Below are 18,844 nucleotides of genomic sequence, written 5' to 3' on the forward strand. Positions count from 1 at the left end.
TTGTTATTGCTTGGGAAACAAGCAAAGACCCGTATTAGCGTATTGTAATGATATAATATTACTAACGTGTTTTTTGATATATGCGTAAATGAACTGAATTGTAATAGCGGGAAAAGAGGTTCGGTCATTGCGGCGCGTATTGATTATAGATGACAACAAAGACTTTCGCTCTTTGGTAGCCACCGGGTTGGTAAAAAAGGGGTACGAGGTTTTACAGGCGGCGAACGGCTCTGCAGGGGTTGCCGTTTTCTGGACTGAAAAGCCGGATGTCGTCCTGGTCGACTTATGGATGCCGGAAATGGATGGGCATTCCGTTATTGCTGCTTTGAGTGAATTGTCATGCGAAATCCCCGTCATTGTTTTATCCGGCAAAGGGGATGTTGATGACGTGGTTCGTTCCATGCGTTCCGGCGCCTGGGATTATGTCGTCAAAGGAAGTGATGTGGTGTCCGAGGTCGGACAGGCTATTGAGCGATGCCTCAAGCGGTATGATGGGCAGAAAGAGCATCGGTGTTTTCTTGAAAAGGAAATCCGTGAACGCCAGGAAACCGAATCCGAACTGCAAACACAAGTTCTTTTTTTACAGACCATTATCGATGCCGTCCCCGACAGTATATTCTACAAGGACGAAAACGGTGTGTACCTGGGATGCAACAAGGCGTTCGAGGAATACATCGGTATCCCAAAGGAGCAGATCATCAACAAGCGGGTTGATAGTCTGGTTTCGTCCGAGGAACAGGAATATTACGAAGATAAGGATGCAACCCTCATGGACGAGGGAGGCGTGCAGGAATACGAGCGGACAACCCACTTCAACAACAGGGAACGCACCATACGCGTGCGAAAGGCACAGTACCATCATCCCAACGGGAAACGAGGACTGGTAGGCGTTGTTACGGATATCAGTGATTCCAGCCGTTTGGAAAAGGAATTACGAGCAAGCGAGGCCCGATTTCGCTCTCTGCTGGATTTTTCCCCTTTGCCTATCCTTATAGTTCGCATGGATGACGGCCTTTGTGTGTATGCGAACAAAAGCAGTGGCGAGCAGTTTGGTGTCGATAGCGAAAATATGATCGGGATGTCTGTTTCCAATTTTCATACGGAACAGGCTGTTCATCGAAATATTCCCCACAGAATCAAGGAGAAAGGGTTTCTTTCCAAACTTGAGGTCGAGTTGCTGCGTCTGGACGGAACCAGTTTCTGGGCACAGGTTTCGGCGGTGCTCTTTGAGTGGGATGGCAGGGAGGTCTGCCTGCTGACCGTCACTGATATCGACGAGAACAAGCAGTTGCTAGAGGCGCTCAGAAAATTCGAATTCATTGCCAACGCATCACACGAGATAATGAGTCTGTGTAACAGGGACTGTGTGTATGAAGCGGTGAACACGGCGTATCTGGAACATCACGCCGTGAGCAAGGAACATATCCTGGGCCGAAGCATGGCCGAAATCTGGGGCAAAAAGATATTTGAAAGGGAAATACACAAGCGTGTGCAACGGTGTTTCAAAGGAGAATCCGTCAACTACAAGTCCTGGTTTGCATTTACCGGCAAGGAAGAGAGACACTACGATGTTTCCATGTACCCGTATATGAACAAGGATGGACGGGTTACTCATGTTGCAACCATCACGCGCGACATAACCGATCAGACCATGGCCCATGCCAGGTTGCTGGAAAGTCGTGAACATTTTCGGGCTATTTTTGAAAGTTCCATCGATCCGATTCTGCTCTTGGACAGTCAACTCCGACTCACAGACATGAACACGGCTGCCATTGCCAAGTTCGGGTTCAGCAAAGGGGCGATAGTTGGAAAGGAACTCCGTGCATTCCATGAGTCGGATGTGTTTTACGAGCGGTTCAAGGATGTGGTTCTTCCAACGCTTCAGGGAGCCGGAGCATGGGTTGGAGAGTGGCGTTTCGTGGATTACATGGGCAAACGGATAATCACGGACATGTCCATATCCACCATGCCAGATACGGCAGAGGGTGATTCGGGCGGGTATGTGGCCATGGTTCGCGATATCGGGCCACGCCTCAAGGCGGAAGCAGAGCGCCTTGATTCAGAACGGCGCTACAGGATTCTTTTCGAGGCTTCAGGTGCTGCCAGCCTTCTGGTGTACGGAAATGGCACGATCTCCAAGGCGAACCAGCGGTTCCTGGATTTGGTCGAGGCCAAGCGGGAAGAGGTCGAAGGAGCGGCGCACTGGTTGAGCTTCGTATCGAAAAAGGATCAGGAATATGCCCGTCTAAAATTTGAATCTTGTCTGGAAGCGCGGCCGGGTGTCGTTGTTTCATATGAGTTCGTCCTTGTGACCGGAGGCGGCAAGATTCGCCATGTTTATGTTCAGGTCACCCGCCTTCCCGGTACGGATCAGGCCATTGTCTCGCTTGTGGATATTACCAAACAGAAGCGCGTGGAACATCGGCTTCGGAAAACCCTGAATGAAGTCAATGCGCTACAGGAAAACACGATTTTCGGGATCGGGCTGACGCAGAAAGAAGTAATCTCGCGTGTCAACAAGCGGGGTGCGGAAATGCTCGGCTATACTTCTGAAGCCATGTCGGGCATCAAACCGTCTTCCCTTTTCCGCTCTCAGAAGGAATACCTGAAACTCCGCAAGGAGTGTGAGCGCGATTTGCGACAACGTGGAGGGTATGAAGGGGAGTGGCAATTGCAACGTGTTGATGGTTCACTGATCTGGGTGAGCCTGTTTGCAAAGACAATGAACAGGGCATTGCCTTTCAGTGAGGTCATCTGGACCCTGTCTGACATAACCGACCGTAAGTACAATGAAACTGTTGCCACTATGTTGTATCAGATCTCAACGGCAGTCAGTGTTACTTCGGATTTGGATGAACTGTATCAGCGCATTCATGCCGTCCTTGGTGAGAACATGAATGCCACCAATTTCTTTGTTGGCTTGCTGGATGAAACCCGCCGTTACATGACGTTCACGTATTTCGAGGATGAAAAAGATAATAACAAGGGCGTGACCTTCGACACCAAGGATCCGAATGTCGCCAGCCTTTCCGTGGAGGTTATCCGATCGGGCAAACCCCTGATGATTCGTGCCGAACAGGTCTCAGGGAAAAACAATGAGCATCTGGCAGACGCGACATTCATGTTGCGCGAAGACTTCATGCGCCTTCATGGGCTGACTGAGTCGGTTATGGCCGGTTCCCAGTCAAAAGTCTGGCTGGGTGTGCCGCTCAAGGTCGGCGGTTCCGTCATGGGCGTCATGGCGGTGCAGTCGTACACCAACCCGGAGCAGTACTCCATGCGCGACGTGGACCTCCTGGTATCGGTATCGGAGCAGATTGCGCTCGCCATTGGTCGCAAACAAGCCGATCAGAACCTGCTGAAAGCCAAGGAGCAGGCAGAGGCCGCCAACCATTCCAAAAATGAATTTCTTGCGAACATGAGCCATGAGGTGCGCACGCCCCTCAATGGTGTGCTTGGCATGTTGCAATTGGCACAGACAACAGACCTGACCGAAGAACAGCGTGACTATGTGGATACGGCTCTCATGTCGGGTCGCAGCCTGCTCTCGATCATTAATGACATTCTGGACTTCTCCAAGATCGAGGCTGGCAAGCTGGAAGTGGCTGTGGAACCGTTTTCGCCCAGACAGCTTGTCAACGGGGTGCTTGCCACGTTTCGTGGCGATGCCAAAGGTAAGCATGTCAGTCTCTCCGGCGAGGTGGATTCGGATACTCCCGAAATTGTCGTTGGCGGAAAAGGACGGCTTCGGCAGATTCTGTTCAACTTGGTGGGTAACAGCGTCAAGTTTACGGAATCAGGAAGCGTCAGGGTTTCTCTATCCCCACTTCAAATTGATCCAGAGAAGAAGAAGGTCCGGTTGTTGTTGATTGTTGAAGATACTGGAATTGGTATTCCACAGGATAAAATAAATCTTATTTTTGAGCCATTTACTCAGGTTGATGGATCGTATGTTCGACAACACCAGGGAACAGGTCTCGGACTGGGGATTGTCAAACGATTGGTGTCGTTGATGAACGGTTCGCTGGAAGTGGATACCATCGAAGGTGAGGGGACCAGTATCTACATAACCCTGTCCTTTGAATACGATCCGGCTCTGCATGCGGAAAATGTGCTTGCCGAAGATGCACTCACAGTGCCTAAGGGCTTGAAACTACTGGTGGTAGAAGATAATCGGGTCAATCGACTGATGGCTGCACGGATGTTGAACAAGCTTGGTCATGAAGTGGATGTGGCCGAGGATGGTCTGGAGGCGCTGGAGAAGCTTGAATCAACTCGGTATGATGCTGTTTTCATGGATATTCAGATGTCCGGGATGGACGGGATTGAGACCACGAGAAGGATCCGTGAAGCCAAGCCCGATTCTTTCATCGACCCGACAATCCCCATCATTGCCATGACTGCTCACGCCATGGCCGGAGATCGTGATTTGTTCCTTTCCAGCGGAATGAGCGACTACATCGCCAAGCCTGTGGAGATGGACGACATGACGGCTGTGCTGGCCCGATTGGATACTCCTCCCGTGCATTAGAATTCCCGACCTTCTGACGTCGTTTTATCTGATTTTCAGGGGCAAAATTTCCCTTTTGGGGGTATTTTGAGGCCGATTTCCGTTTAAACTTGTATCATTTATTCCCAAGTTTTACAGAGATTTCCACAGGCACTATTGTACGAAACCCCGAAAATCTAGAAAATCTCGCGATTATTGCTAGGGCGTGTCGACAATCATTCTGAGATTTGCTATACTTCTTGGCAGGAGGTTGGCAGTGCAAAAAAGACACGCTCTACGCGACGATCAGTGGGATAAAATCAAAGAATATCTTCCAGGAAAACAAAGTGACTGCGGTGTAACTGCAAAAGATAACAGGCTATTCATTGATGCAGTCATGTGGATTGGCAAGACAGGGGCGCCTTGGCGAGATTTGCCAGAAAGCTATGGCAAGTGGTCTTCGGTCCATAAGAGATTTATCCGCTGGGCCAAGAAAGGTGTATGGCAAATGATCTTCAACACGCTTGCGGTAGACGCTGATACTGAATGGCTCATGATTGACAGCACAATAGTGCGAGCTCATCAGCATTCGGCTGGCGGAAAGGGGGCACCTCCAGCAGTCGGTGGGGAAATCTAGAGGAGGGTTTTCAACGAAAGTCCATGCTGCCACAGATGCTCTCGGATGTCCAACTAAATTCATATTAACACCTGGAAATACAGCGGATTGCAGTATGGCGATTCCGCTTATTGAAGGACAGGCTGCCGAGCATGTCCTTGCTGATAAGGGCTATGATTCAGATGAAATTGTAATGGCAATTGAAGCCATGAATGCCAATCCGGTTGTCCCTCCTCGCTCTCACAGAAAGACAAGGCGAACATATGACAAACATCTCTATAAGGAGCGAAGTGCTATAGAGTGTATGTTTGGAAATTTAAAACAGTTTCGAAGGATTGCAACACGATACGACAAGCTGGCGACGTCCTATCTTGCTTTCGTGTACGTAGGAGCAATGTGGCTGTGGCTGAAGTGATTGTCGACACACCCTAGCAATCCTGATTCAGATATTATATTGCAAAGGGATGGATACAAAGATCAGTGCCGCTCGGCCGGTATCCTACTTCCCCGTTTCGCCGGTCATGCTGTTTCCGGAAGCTTTGGGGGATTTTTCAGTCTACCTCTGGCGCGGGGGGGACTTCATTCTCTATACAAGCTCCGGGCAGAAATTTACCCCCAGTCATTGTCGCGTTCTTCATAAAAACGATATCGGTGAAGTCTATATCCAGAGCTCCGAAAAGGTGCAGTACGAGCAGTACATTGAAAAGCACCTCGGGCGGATCCTTCAGGATGAAAACCTGCCCATCGAACTGCGATCCAAAATTTTCTACGAAGCATCCACGCTGGTCATGCAGGATGTGTTCGATAACAAGCTGCCGAGCACCCTTCGGGCGCGTCACTTCGCACGCGTTTCCGATATCGTGAAGAATTCCATCAAGTTCCTTGCTTCGGACAACTCGTTGTCTTCCGTGGCTCCCTTTATCTCACACGATTACAAGACATATACTCATTGTATGCATGTCTTCATATGCTCCGTGGCCATGTGTCATACCTACGAGGTGGGTGAGAACGAGCTGTTCGAGTGCGGTCTGGGGGCGCTGCTTCATGATGTCGGCAAGGCAAAGATACCCCGGAGTATTCTCAACAAACGGGGAAGCCTGACGCAGTCGGAGCGCGAAATAATCAAGGAACACCCCGTACACGGTGTATCAATGTGCTCGCACCTGCCCATGACCCAGAACACGATCAACTGCATCCTCTTTCATCATGAAAAGCTGGATGGTACCGGCTATCCGGCTGGGCTCAAGAGTGAGAATATTCCACTGCCGGTTCGTATCATCTCTCTTGCCGACGTGTACGACGCGCTGACGAGTGAACGCCCTTATGCAGAGGCCATGGACCCGTATGCAGCCCTGTCGCTCATGCGAAACAGCATGCGTGATGCCCTGGACATGAATGTCTTCAAACGATTTGTTGCAGTGCTCAGTGGCGCTGACATGATTTAGCGATCCATCCTCCCCCCTTTCTCTGGACAATCCGTGTTCGCCTCTCCTTCATGGTTTGGCGTATTAGTCTTGTTATTAAGTAAGGGGCTGTACCAGATAACTCCTTTGGGTTATCGGTATGGCAATGCGAAAAAGTCGTTTGAGCAAGGACAAGCAGCTTCGTTTAATCGAACATTTTGTGGCTGGCACGACAGCTCGTTGCGCTGCCGATCTGGTTGGTGTGAACGTCAAAACAGCCGCCTATTACTTTCACCGGCTCCGGGAAATCATAGCGGTAGAAGAGTCCTGTGAAGGGATGGATTTTGGCGAATTTGAGGTCGATGAGAGCTACTTCGGTGGCAAGCGAAAGGGCAAAAGAGGACGTGGGGCGGCTGGTAAGGTTCCTGTTTTTGGAATCCTTAAAAGGGGCGGGAAGGTCTATACACAGGTGATTCCTGATGCGAAAGGTAAAACCTTGCTTCCCATTATTCAGGAAAGAATCCAGCCAGACAGTGTGGTTTACTCGGACTGCTGGTATGGCTACAATGTCCTTGATGTGTCAGCGTTCAAACACTTCCGAATCAACCACTCGAAGCTGTTTGCAGATAGCCACAACCACATCAATGGAATCGAGAATTTTTGGAACCAGGCCAAACGCCATATGAGGAAATTCAACGGCATTCCAACCAAGCATTTTTCTCTGTTTTTAAAGGAATGCGAGTGGCGTTTTAATAACAGCAATCCGCGAAGCCAGTTTAAACAACTGAAACAGTGGGTTAGAAGACATATGGGCTAGTTATCTGGTACAGCCCCTTAAGTAAAAAATACCTTTACCATCTCCTTCCTCCTGCCATATATGTCGAATAGTAAGTGGAATTTTTATCGTAAAACACCAGAGAGAAATGAGGTTGTATGGGCGGGAATGGTTTTGGCATGGATGGTTTCACCACCCTGATGAGGACGTCTGGTGTCAAGGATGATTCCGACTGGCTGGCTGTCGTGTTGTTTGTCCGGAATTTGCTTTCCAAGTTGTCTGTCTATTCCGATGACAAGAAGGTGGAAATCCAGCGTGAATTGTTCAAGGAGCTGGCAAAGAAGGACTTTTCTACAGAGCACTTCGAGGAAGTGGTCGCCATGCTCGACATGTACATCATGCAGACAATCGGCGCCCTTGAGCTTGAAGAGGCTCTGACCAGAGAAAAACGGTCAGCAGCACAACTGCTTAATGAGATGGGTGAAATCATCGATACCATGCATGGCTCCAACCAGCGGCAGCGACGTAAGCTGGCCGCCTTCAAGGAGCATACGGTCGGTGTGATCTCTTCCGGTGATTCCAAGTCGGTCATTGTTGGTAAGGTTCGTGAATTGTTCACCGAACTGATCGCCGAATTCAAGGAGGAAGCCCGAACGCTGAATGCCCGTGCTCAGATGTTGGAGAGAACGGCCAATTTTGATCCGATGCTGACGGAGTTGCACAATAGGCGGGCTTTTGACGCGTACCTCAGTGAAGCTGTGTCCGGTCTCAAGGGCGATTCTCCGCCCTTGTGTCTCATGATGATTGATGTGGATCATTTCAAGCGTGTAAACGATACATACGGACACCAGACAGGGGATGACGTGTTGCGTGCTCTTGCGCGAATTCTCACTACGCATGCCATTTTATACCAGGGGTTTACCGCTCGCTACGGTGGAGAGGAACTCGTGGTCGTCACCAGGAATTTGAATCTGGAGTCGGCCTACATCAAGGCGGAAGCCCTTCGTTCCAGCGTCGAATCCTATGACTTCCGCAATCGCCATGACGGACAGCTGGATGAGCAGATCAAGTTTACCGTATCCATTGGAGTGGCGCAGTGGCGGGAAGGCTGGGATGTCGGGCAACTGATCAGTGCTGCGGACAGCGCCTTGTACATGGCGAAAAACAGTGGAAGAAACAGGGTTTGTCAGTCCGAAGAATCCTAGTTAAAAACGCTCATGTTCTTATTCTCACGCAATATGTATTGCATTGTTGCAGTGTGTTGTTTTCTGCTGTGTGGCACCAGTGCGTCAGCAGGGGCCGTTCTGCTGCTTCACTCTACAGACACCAGCTCAGATTGGATTGCAGGAGTTACTGAGGGGCTCGTTGATACACTGCCCTCCAGCATGAATGTCGACGCTTTGCCCGTGGGTAATGCTCAGGATGGTGTCGAACACTTTGAAACGGTTTTTCAAAGCATTTCTGACAAGTACGGAGATCAGTCACTCGACGGCCTCATCGCCGACGGACCGGTCGCATACGCCTTTTTACGCAAATATCGCGAGGATTTGGCTCCACTGGTTCCGGTGGTCTATTGTTCAATGCCTGCCCCTGACCCCCAGCGACTCATGTCGTGTGCATCGTGCAGCGGTGTACCCATGGACCTGGGTGTAGCGGAAACAGTGGATTTTATCTTCGCTCTTCGGCCGGAGACATCGATTGTTGTCGGAATCATTGATGGGTCCGATGAATCGCAGCGGCTTCGCAGGCAGGCTGAGGCTGCCATAGCGCCATATATGGACCGAGCTTCATTGATATTCCCCGGGTATGAGCCGGGCGATGACAATGGCCTGGATATGGATACGCTTCGCGATGTAGCGGCGAGCGTTCCGATGTCGGGCGCTATTTTGTTGTTACAGTATGATCCCGTTGCGACATCTTCTGCTCCTCTTCAGAGTGGAGTGTCCCGGATGCTGGCCGATCGCTCCGATGCACCGGTTTTCGCCGTTCGCCAACAGGCAATAGGCTCGGGTGCGCTGGGTGGAGTCGTACCTGTGGCCGAGGACCAGGGGCGGCAGGCCGGACTCGTTATGCAGCGGATCATGGAAGGAGAAGACGCGACCACCATGCTGGTGGAGGCTGTCCCTCCGGTTCCGGTTGTCGATCAGACTGTTGCGGCACGATTTGCGATTCCAGCAGCCCTCTATCTCGATAAGGCACAGATCGTTAATCCCATTCCACAGCCTGCGACGGGTGAAAATCTGGAGCCGATGACAGGCTGGCTTTCGGGTGGCTTGCTCGCAGTGGTTCTAATGGTATTCCTTGCGATCAGGCGTACAGGAACTCCCAAAGATAGGTGACCTGCAATACTGCCATCAGTACGACAGCGACTGAGGCTATGATGACCATGCGTCGCGTGTCCCGTCGCATCCTTGAACATATGGTGTTCAACTGCCCTGAAATATAATCGTGCGTGTACCGTTTGTGTGTGAGCCAGATCATGGTTTCCCCGCATTGCGTTAATACGTTGTTGATAAGCGGAATATGGCGCATTGCGGGAAGGACTGCGTTTCTTTTTGTTACATTGAAACGACAATCAGATGAACAGGTCTCAACGGTTTGAAGGGATAGGGGTCACGAAAGCAGGACATAGAGAGCGGCCAGTGCCCACAGTCCTGCTGTGGTTGCGCCCATGGTCGGGTATCATCCACCACTTGAGGTGAATTGGTTTGCCGCGAAATTTGAATGTGCCGCAACAGGAAAACAGGCTCAGTGCCATCTGAATCAATATGCCGGATGCTGCCAGTGCAGGAAGGGCAATGATCCAGAATATCGGGTCGGCTATCCAGTTTGTCACGGGTGTGGTCAGGACATGATCCATTCCGCCAGCATGGGCGGACGTCCAAGCCCTTTGATTTGCTGGTAGTGACAAAGCGCTGTCATCTCGACACCATTTTTGATGATGGAGACCGGTCGGTCGGCCGAGACAACCACAACCACGATATCCTCATGTTCTGCCGTGAAACGAAGCGCGGAGTTGAAGCGGGCGCCGCGAGCGCGGTTTTCGCCAGGCACGCTGCGGCCATCCATAAGACAGGCAAAACCGTGCAGCTTGAGATCGCGGCCCACATGAAGTGCGCCGTCCAGCTTGGCAAGGGAACAGGCGAGCTTGAGCTGGCTGGATTCCTGAAGGTCCAGTTCCTTTACAAAGTGCTGGCCAGCCATGGTCATTGGCTCGACAGCCGTATCGATGACAAGGGTGCAGCCGTGCTTTCGGTCACGAACCCTGTTCACCATGAGCGAAACAATCTGGAGCAGGGTGTGCTGGTCTTCCATGGACATGTCGGTTTCAAGGAGTTGCTCTTCCAGTTGGACCAGATTGGCCCGAAGGTTGGAGGAGTGGAATCTCCCCTCGTAAAAGCTGCAGATCAGTGAGTTCTTGAGCCACAGAAAACCATGTCTGCCGCTGAACTGTGCCGCCATGTATGATCCCGGCATGGGGCCGATGGCGACTCCCAGTATGCGCTGTCCGTCTGAAACCAGCACGCGGCCTGATTCCTCGACGGCCTGTAACAGCTTGCGAACATGCTTGTGGTCCTCAAGGCGGGGTTGTTCCATTTCCGGGAAACGACAGACAAAGCGAACCCGCTCCATCTGGCTCGGTTCGACTACTACAACGCGCCCACGGGGCCATTCGCCTTCCTCCTGCGTGCTGGATACGCCGAGAATGGAATCGAGGAAGGGGTAGATGCGGATATTGGTATCAAGCCAGCCCTGCCTGCTGCGTTCATCGACGATGTAGTCGCGCACGGCGTGCGTTGAGCAGTGCTGGAGGACAAAACCTGCTGTGTCGAGGTTTTGCACATCCCTTGTGGCGAAATTTTGGGAAAGGAGTCCTGCCGCGTATTCCAGCCAGCGCTTGGTGGGGCCGGTGGAACACATGTCAGGGTGCTCATCGGTGAACCATGCCTGATAGTGCATGTGCTTTGATTTGGCGGCCAGGGTGATGATGCCGGACATGCCGAGCCGATCGCCCTCGTCTTCCATTACATGCACGGCGCGACTCGGCGTCGGATATTGACGCCATTTGTTGCTGTAGAGGTAGTAATCACGAAGCTTTGGCTCGTGTCCTTCAAGCAATCCTTGAGGGTCGCAGATGCGAGGGGGAGAAGTGGGGCCTTCAGAGTAGATAAGTGCGACACGGCAGGGCTGCGAAAAATGAGACAAGCCATCTCGAAGGCCATCCAGAATATGAAAAATACATATGTTTTCAAACGATGCATCGCTCATCAGTTCTCCTATGATCGCCTTTGCATCCATGCGATCCTTGAAAAGCTGTATCCTCAAAATATAAAGAAAGTCCAGAAAACAGCGTGATATTGCCATTTTAAAGAGATGTTTCATGGAAAAAGTGCAAAAAAGCGAAGATTATTGCGCAGACGTACGACCACAGGTATGGAATGACGATGAAATATGTTGGAGTTGACGGCTGTCGGGCTGGCTGGTTTGCTGTTATCATTGAAGAAAATAGCGTGTCATGCTCGCTGTATGCGAAATTCTCTTCCCTGTGGGCTGCACACGACGCGGCAGCATGCATCATGGTGGATATCCCCATCGGCCTGCCGGACTGCGCTCCGTATTTGCGCAATGCCGATTCATTGGCCCGTAAACGGCTTGGAGGGAGAGGTGCTTCAATCTTCACGCCAGGGGTGCGTGGGGTGCTTGATGCCCTGGATTACCCGTTGGCATGCGAGGTAAATCGGCAACTTACCGGAAAGAAGATAAGCAAGCAATTCTGGAATATTGTGCCGAAGATTAAGGATGTCGATTGTGTGGTGCAAGCAAATCCGTCGTGTCGTGAAGTCGTGCGGGAAAGTCATCCTGAATTGTGCTTTTCCTTGGCGGCGGGACGGGAATTGATACATGGTAAGAAGTCGCCGGAGGGCATTGAGGAGCGGCTTGCCGTTATCCGAAGCCGCCATCCCGATGTGCACACCTTGTATGAAAAGGCGTTGAACAGTTACTATCGAAAAGACGTGGCCCGGGATGACATTCCTGATGCCATGATACTGGCTGTGACGGCATGGTCGTCGGCGGGGAGTCTGCGATCCTACCCCTCACCGCCGCAATACGATAGCCGGAATGTGCCAATGGCAATTTGGTATCACGAGTTTTCCTGAACGAAGCGGAGTAGTGATGAATTGGAACAAGCGAGTGCTGAGCAGAAAAAAAACGGCCATATGCCTGCTGTTGTGTCTGACCTTTGCTTTGGGGGCCTGTATGAAACGTGTTGAGCATCCTCCATTGGATGTGACGTTTGTGCCGTCCAGTGGTGATTTCATTTCCCCCGAAGGGGAACGGCTTTCTCTGGATGCGGTTTTGGATATGGCTAAAGGCAAGGATTACATATTGTTGGGTGAAGGTCATAAAAATATTTGTGATCACTCCATACAGCAACAGATTGTTTCGCGGTTGTCCCAGAGTGACACGCCACCTGCTGTGGGCCTGGAGATGGTTGCCGTGGATAAGCAGCCCGTGCTGGATGACTTTGCCGCGGGTATGATCGAAGTGGCTGATCTGGAGGAAGAGCTTGAATGGAGTGAGCGGTGGGGGTACCCCTATTCACTTTTTGAAGGGTTGTTCGAGATTGTCCGTGAACACAGTCTGCCCATATCCGGCCTGAATGCGCCAAGGTCCGTGACCAAGAAGATAACTGAAAACGGCCTCGAATCGTTGACCGACGAAGAGCGTGCGTTGTTACCTGCTGAAATTGTGCCTCCTGCCAAGGAGCAAAAAGCGTTCTTGGACGAGGTCTTTGCCCAGCACAGTACGCGGGATACAGACGACCCGGATCAGCGTGAACGGTTTTTCCTTGTCCAGTCCATCTGGGATTCCAAGATGGCCGAAGAGGCTGTTGCGCTACGCAAGCGATACGACTGGCCGGTAGTGATCATAGCAGGGAGCGCCCATGTGGAAAATGGCTGGGGGATAGCCCGTCGGTTGAAGAAGTTTGATCCCGATGCCGAGACTTTGATTGTCATGCCGTGGCGTGGTGGATCGTTTGATAAGGATTCAGGCGATGTGTTTTTCTACTGTCCGGATAAGTACCGCTCCAAAATGGGGGCCACCCTTGTGGCTACAGGGCAAGGTGGCTTGCTGGTCGAACAGGTTGAACGAGGCTCCCGCGCAGACGAGGCCGGATTGCGCCCCGGGGATGTGCTGCTCGAAGCTGCCGATATCCCGCTCGACTATCTTTTCAGTCTGCATATGGCAGGAACCAAAGTTTATAAAGCGGATGAGGATCTGGTCTTTGTCGTGCGTCGCGGCGAAGCGGTTTTCTCCGTCAATGTTGGTAAGCTAGGCAAAAAGGGGAAGGCAGAGTCGGAAAGTGTCCGGTAAGCTGCTTTGTCTTTTTTAGTGGGCATTTAACAAGTTACGATAAGGAAAAAAATGATGAAGAAATGTTTGTTGCTGCTTCTGTTCATCGCGCTTTCGGCAGGAAGCGCTCTGGCCGCTTCTCTTGGCGACCTCATGCCTGAGCGAGTTGGCGACATGCATCGCATTCAGTTGGTGACAGGTGATGCTGCCCAGGAGGAAGTGGATAAGCTGCACGGTAAATCGCTGCCAGCCGAAGAAAGCGTTGTGGCAAGATATGCGGTCCCGGGCGAGAAGATTCGGCCAGCCGAAGTGTGGGTTTCCCGGGTCTCATCCGAAAAGGAAGCACGCCGACAGACCGGGCAGATGGTGCATATGATGTACGAGAATCCGCGCTCCCCATTCAAGAATCCCAGCCGGATGGACCATGGAACTACCGCCGTCTATCGCTTTGAAGGCATGGGTCAGGGGCATCTGATCTGGTTCAGCGGTGATCTGGTCTACTGGATCAGTGTTGCACCGGAAGGCGAACAGCTTATGCTGGATACGTTTTGCAAGAAATAACCTGCTGCTGGCTGAAAGCGTCAAACAACGATTAATTACGGCTGTTTGACTTGTTTTCAAATCGTTACTCATCACTCCCCTGTCCTTCCCGTTGTTTGTCGGAAGGGCAGGGGCTTTTTCGGCTGTGTTGACCATTTGCCACCAGAGTATTCGCCATTAAACCGCAAACAGTGTACATGCAGGGGGAAATCCAAGCATGGAGGGGTTATATGTTGCGTACTCAATTGTTGGTTGTCCTGCTGCTCTGTTTAGTCGTGACATCGGCCAGTGCTGGTGAGCCAGCGTTCATATCCGAGGTACGGGGCGGTGTGTACTCTCATGATATCGATTTCTGGAGCTTCAAAAGGGAACAGGGAGTGGATGTGAATGGTGAGATTCTGTTCGTTTCGCCAGAGGTCCTGTCCGTCCTTTTTGCTCCGCGCCCGCACGTAGGGGCGACGTTGAATACCGCGGGTGACACCTCACATGTGTATGCTGGGCTAACCTGGGAATACGATATGACCCCTGACTTTTTCGTGGACTTGAACCTCGGTGGTTCTGCTCATAACGGGAAACTGGATACGGATGACAATGACCGGAAATCGTTCGGCTCTTCACTGCTCTTCCGTGTAGGGGGTGCCGTAGGGTATCGCCTGACATCAAACTGGAATATTTCTCTTCAATACGAACACATGTCCAATGCGTATATCGCTGATCCCAATGAAGGGATGGATAACCTAGGTGTCCGTTTAGGTTACTGTTTTTGATTGTTTACGATATGATTACAATATGTAAACAGCCCGAAATCCTTTATCTCAATTCGACTCTGCCAGCTATGCGGAACCGTCTGCCGGTTGTTACTGAATCCTTTTCAGACCCCGCCTTTTCGGGTACCACATGACATGCCTGAATTGCCTGAAGTCGAAGTAATTGCCCGTGGACTGCACTCTACACTGTCCGGTCGGATGGTGGATATGATCGTCCATGCTGATTTGACCCGCCTGAGCGATCCAGCGGATACCCTTCTTCCCGCCTTGCCAGGCAAAACCATTCAGCGTGTGTATCGACGTGCCAAGATACTCCTTATGGAGATGGCTGATGGGCATACATTGGCCTTCCATCTGAAAATGACCGGTCGGGTGGTGCATGGCGCCATGCGTTCTCCAGAGAAGCACGATCGGTTGATGATGTCGCTGGATGACGGGTCGCTCCTGTCGTTTTCCGACATGCGTCGATTTGGCTATGTGCGTCTTTTCGGGCCTGGCCAACTGAAGGAATGGGATTTTCTGAAAAAGGCTGGACCTGAACCGTTGGAGACCAGCCCGGAGATCCTTGCGAAACGAGTCGCAGACCGTAAAGGGCGGATCAAGGCGTTACTGCTCGATCAGCAGATTGTTAGCGGTGTGGGCAATATTTACGCGGATGAGTCACTCTTCCGGGCTGGTATTCATCCGGCCACCCGTGCCTGCGATGTGGATTATGACTTGCTGGTGGAGTTGTTCAGCCAATTGCAGAAGGTGCTTCAACAGGCTATTGCAGAAAACGGCAGTTCCATACGGAATTATGTCAACGCAGATGGTGATGCCGGTGCATTTCAAAACAGTTTTTTTGTGTATGGCAGAAAAGGTGAGTTGTGCCGCCGGTGCGACTCGTGCCTGAATGTTGCCAAGGTGGCTGGGCGAACTTCGACATTCTGCCCAAAATGCCAACCTATATGAGCTGTTGTATTTCTCTAGATAAAATCTAGACTACCATTTGAGTTGATAGAATCGATAGGTTTTCGATAACTTTATATTTATAAAAAAGACCAAACATTGAACAAACATGGAAAGATCATAGCAAAGAGGGCGGCCGTGGTTGCGGGAGCAACGCTGCTTTCCCGGCTGCTTGGGTTTGTGCGGGATGTTATCGTTGCCTTCACCCTCGGGGCCGGGTTGTTCGCCGATGCATTTTTCGTGGCTTTCCGTATCCCCAACCTGCTGCGTCGGCTATTTGGCGAAGGCTCTTTAACCATGGCGTTCATACCGGTCTTCTCCCGAATCCGCGAGGAAGAGGGGGATGAGGCCGCTCAGGAGATGGCCCGTTCGGCCATGGTCTGGCTTGGTGTCATCCTTGGGGGGATCACCTTGTTGGTGATGTGGTTGGCTCGCCCGCTGACCATGGTCATCGCGCCCGGGTTCATCGACAATCCCGAGCTGTTCGATGCCACTGTCGAGATCGTACGCATCTGCTTCCCGTATGCCATCCTTATTTGCAGTGTTGCCTTGTGCATGGGGATTCTCAATGCTCGAGATCATTTTCTTGCCCCAGCGCTGGCGCCTATCATTTTGAACGTCGCCCTGATTGGGGCTGCGCTGTTCGGCTATTACTTCGGCTACAATGTCGCCTACTCCATGGCCTACGGTGTGCTGATCGGTGGTCTTGGCCAGTGGATGTTGCAGCAGCCGTTCCTCAAGGCTACCGGGTTCTCATGGCGCGGTGTCTGGTCGTGGAAGAACAAGGGTGTCATTCGCATGGGGTTGCTCATGCTGCCCACGGTTTTCGGGGCCGCCGTCTATCAGGTGAACATCCTGCTGAGTACGTTGCTTGCCTCATTCCTTCCGGTCGGATCGGTTTCCTATCTATTTTACGCTGACAGATTAATGCAATTCCCGCTTGGGGTGTTCGGCATTGCTGTTTCCACTGCGGCCTTGCCCAGTCTTTCCAAGCTGGCGGCCAAAGGGGAAATGGGCGCGTTTGACGGAGCGCTTCGGTCAACCCTCGGACTGACCATGTTCATTGCCGTACCGTCTGCGGCCGGGTTGATTGCGCTGGCCGACCCTATTGTCGCCCTGCTGTTCGAGCGAGGAGCGTTTTCGCCCGAGGCTGTCGTGGCAACGGGGAGCGCGCTGGTCGCCTACTCCATCGGGTTGCCCTTCATAGCGCTTTCCCGTCCTTTGGTGGCTGGGTTCTATGCGCTGGAAGACACCAAGACGCCGGTTCGTATTGCCGTGGTTTGTCTGGTGGTCAATGTGGGGGCCGGTGCGCTCCTGATGCAATCGATCGGGCATGTCGGTTTGGCGTTGGCGGTCAGTCTCTCTTCCATGCTCAACTGGCTCCTGCTCTATGTCTTGCTGATGCGCAGGCGAAAAAGTCAGCTTATTGCTTTGGGCAGCGCGGTCAAAGTGGTCGCGGTCAGCGGATGTGTTGGTGTGGGAGCGTGGTATTCCGTGGCGTGGCATCCGTGGTGGGTTGCCTGCATCCCGGCGTGGGTAGCGTTTTATCTGCTCGCCGCGCATAAGTTGCGGATGCCGGAAGCGACCATGGTTGTTGATTTGATACGGGCGCGTATGCGCAGAAAGCGGAGCGAGGGATAATTGGAGATGGTCGATGCTGAAACCGTGCTGGCTCGACGAGAGTATTTTCCACGGGGCATGAACCAGCCGGAGGGGGGATATCGTTTTTCTCTCGATTCATTGCTTCTGTCCTGCTTTGCCTCTCCTGGGCGTAGAAAAGTCGGGATTGATCTCGGGTGCGGGTGTGGCGTCGTTGGTATAGGGATGCTTCTTCGTCAGCCGGGATTGACGATCACCGGTGTCGAAATCGACACCACGTCATGTGATTCTGCAAAGAGCAATGTCGAGCACTTAATGCTTACCGATAGCTTGACGATTCAGCAGGGAGATGTGGCAACCTGGCGCCCTGATGCGGTGGTGGATTTCGTGGTTTCCAACCCGCCCTATCGTGAGTTGGATCGGGGGAGGGCAAGCCGTGGCGAGGGACGAAAGACTGCCCGATTCGAACACCGTGGGAGCCTTCAATCGTTTGTCCGGTGTGCGGCAGTGGCCCTCAAAACCCGCGGCAAATTTGCCTTTGTTCATCTGCCAGAACGACTTTCGGAGATCATGACGACGCTCCATGACAACAAGTTGGAGCCCAAGCGGATGCGGTTGGTGTATGGTCGATTGGATGCGCCACCCAAGATCGTACTGATGGAAGCGATTAAGGCAGGGTCGCCCGGACTTCGGGTTGAGCCACCATTGGTATTACACGAGCGAAGGGGCGGAGAGACTCGCTTTACCGAGGACGCACTGAATTATTGTGAATATTTGAGGTGTAACGCGTGATGGATAATACACAGACAGAAAAAATGACACTGACGGACCGTGTGGCGGAAATTTTCGGTGGCGGGCAGCTGTATTGTGCCGAGACCTCTCTGAAGCTCCTTGCGGATGCTGGTGATATTGATGCAACACCTTACATTCCTCTGGCCACAGGCTTTTGCAGTGGTGCATCGCGTACGTGCGGTCAATGCGGCGTGGTTTCCGGTGTCATCATGGGGCTTGGGTTGTATGCAGGGCGGTCGGCTCCCGGCGAAGACTACGAGCCTGCCTATGTTTTGGTTCAGGAGTTCGTCGAACGCTTTGAAAAACGCTGTGGGTCGCTTAATTGCCAGGCGTTGATAGGGTGTGATTTTTCGTCGCCTGAAGGGCAGGAGCGATTCAGGGAAAAGCGGTTGATCCGAAAATGTATTCAGTACGTGGTGTTCGGAGTGGGGACGGCCCTGGATATTCTGCAGGAGCATGGATATGCAGTTGACCCTGCAAGGGTGGGCCACGCCTCGCCACAATCGTAAAGTGGTCGATAATTATATATTTTGACTGTATTATAAATAGTTATGTTAT

At 52.0% G+C, this 18,844-nt stretch carries 15 protein-coding genes; 14 read left to right on the forward strand and 1 reads right to left on the reverse strand.

Annotated features, from left to right (window positions below):
• Nucleotides 1-139: 139 nt before the first annotated feature.
• The 6 genes from DPRO_RS10205 to DPRO_RS10230 all read left to right on the forward strand — a co-directional run bounded on the left by DPRO_RS10205 (nt 140) and on the right by DPRO_RS10230 (nt 9,622).
• Nucleotides 140-4,531, forward strand: a complete 4,392-nt coding sequence (locus DPRO_RS10205; protein WP_162291172.1) for a PAS domain S-box protein — start codon at nt 140-142, stop codon at nt 4,529-4,531.
• A 235-nt stretch (nt 4,532-4,766) separates the two neighbouring features.
• Nucleotides 4,767-5,520, forward strand: a protein-coding gene (locus tag DPRO_RS10210; protein WP_097010290.1) for an IS5 family transposase whose coding sequence is annotated in 2 segments (ribosomal slippage) — nt 4,767-5,104 and nt 5,103-5,520 — 756 coding nt in all. Because the reading frame shifts where the segments join, the coding sequence is not laid out codon by codon here.
• Nucleotides 5,521-5,569: 49 nt separating this feature from the next.
• The gene (locus tag DPRO_RS10215; protein WP_097011945.1) at nt 5,570-6,550 is read left to right on the forward strand and encodes an HD-GYP domain-containing protein; all 981 of its coding nucleotides are present in this window, start codon (nt 5,570-5,572) and stop codon (nt 6,548-6,550) included.
• Nucleotides 6,551-6,674: 124 nt separating this feature from the next.
• A complete protein-coding gene (locus DPRO_RS10220) occupies nt 6,675-7,325 on the forward strand; it encodes an IS1595 family transposase (RefSeq protein ID WP_097012874.1) in 651 nt (216 codons plus the stop codon).
• A 116-nt stretch (nt 7,326-7,441) separates the two neighbouring features.
• The gene (locus DPRO_RS10225) at nt 7,442-8,488 is read left to right on the forward strand and encodes a GGDEF domain-containing protein (RefSeq protein WP_232005549.1); all 1,047 of its coding nucleotides are present in this window, start codon (nt 7,442-7,444) and stop codon (nt 8,486-8,488) included.
• 180 nt (nt 8,489-8,668) lie between these two features.
• The gene (locus tag DPRO_RS10230; RefSeq protein ID WP_097011946.1) at nt 8,669-9,622 is read left to right on the forward strand and encodes a hypothetical protein; all 954 of its coding nucleotides are present in this window, start codon (nt 8,669-8,671) and stop codon (nt 9,620-9,622) included.
• 505 nt (nt 9,623-10,127) lie between these two features.
• On the opposite strand, the gene DPRO_RS10235 is transcribed toward DPRO_RS10230, so the two are convergent.
• Nucleotides 10,128-11,552, reverse strand: a complete 1,425-nt coding sequence (locus DPRO_RS10235; RefSeq protein ID WP_097013712.1) for a DNA integrity scanning protein DisA nucleotide-binding domain protein — start codon at nt 11,550-11,552, stop codon at nt 10,128-10,130.
• A gap of 176 nt (nt 11,553-11,728) precedes the next feature.
• Here DPRO_RS10235 and DPRO_RS10240 point away from each other — a divergent pair, with 176 nt between their 5' ends.
• The 8 genes from DPRO_RS10240 (at nt 11,729) to DPRO_RS10275 (ending at nt 18,795) form a co-directional block, all read left to right on the forward strand.
• Nucleotides 11,729-12,442: a DUF429 domain-containing protein gene (locus tag DPRO_RS10240; protein ID WP_162291173.1), complete on the forward strand. Its 714-nt coding sequence runs from the start codon at nt 11,729-11,731 to the stop codon at nt 12,440-12,442.
• A gap of 16 nt (nt 12,443-12,458) precedes the next feature.
• Complete coding sequence (locus DPRO_RS10245) at nt 12,459-13,661, forward strand: ChaN family lipoprotein (protein ID WP_097011948.1); 1,203 nt, start codon at nt 12,459-12,461, stop codon at nt 13,659-13,661.
• 51 nt (nt 13,662-13,712) lie between these two features.
• The gene (locus DPRO_RS10250) at nt 13,713-14,201 is read left to right on the forward strand and encodes a hypothetical protein (RefSeq protein ID WP_232005550.1); all 489 of its coding nucleotides are present in this window, start codon (nt 13,713-13,715) and stop codon (nt 14,199-14,201) included.
• A gap of 209 nt (nt 14,202-14,410) precedes the next feature.
• Complete coding sequence (locus DPRO_RS10255) at nt 14,411-14,947, forward strand: acyloxyacyl hydrolase (protein ID WP_097011950.1); 537 nt, start codon at nt 14,411-14,413, stop codon at nt 14,945-14,947.
• Nucleotides 14,948-15,082: 135 nt separating this feature from the next.
• Nucleotides 15,083-15,898, forward strand: coding sequence for a bifunctional DNA-formamidopyrimidine glycosylase/DNA-(apurinic or apyrimidinic site) lyase (mutM, locus tag DPRO_RS10260; RefSeq protein ID WP_097011951.1), 816 nt, complete (start codon nt 15,083-15,085; stop codon nt 15,896-15,898).
• 96 nt (nt 15,899-15,994) lie between these two features.
• Nucleotides 15,995-17,536 carry a murein biosynthesis integral membrane protein MurJ gene (murJ, locus tag DPRO_RS10265; RefSeq protein ID WP_097011952.1) on the forward strand — a complete coding sequence of 514 codons (1,542 nt, stop codon included), beginning with the start codon at nt 15,995-15,997 and terminating at the stop codon, nt 17,534-17,536.
• Between the two features lie 6 nt (nt 17,537-17,542).
• Nucleotides 17,543-18,286, forward strand: a complete 744-nt coding sequence (locus DPRO_RS10270) for a tRNA1(Val) (adenine(37)-N6)-methyltransferase (protein ID WP_097013713.1) — start codon at nt 17,543-17,545, stop codon at nt 18,284-18,286.
• A complete protein-coding gene (locus DPRO_RS10275; RefSeq protein ID WP_097011953.1) occupies nt 18,286-18,795 on the forward strand; it encodes a C-GCAxxG-C-C family protein in 510 nt (169 codons plus the stop codon). The genes DPRO_RS10270 and DPRO_RS10275 overlap by 1 nt, the downstream gene beginning before the upstream one ends.
• Nucleotides 18,796-18,844 lie beyond the last annotated feature (49 nt).

The sequence above is a fragment of the Pseudodesulfovibrio profundus genome (assembly GCF_900217235.1).
In the GTDB taxonomy this organism is placed as follows: Bacteria; Desulfobacterota; Desulfovibrionia; order Desulfovibrionales; family Desulfovibrionaceae; genus Pseudodesulfovibrio; species Pseudodesulfovibrio profundus.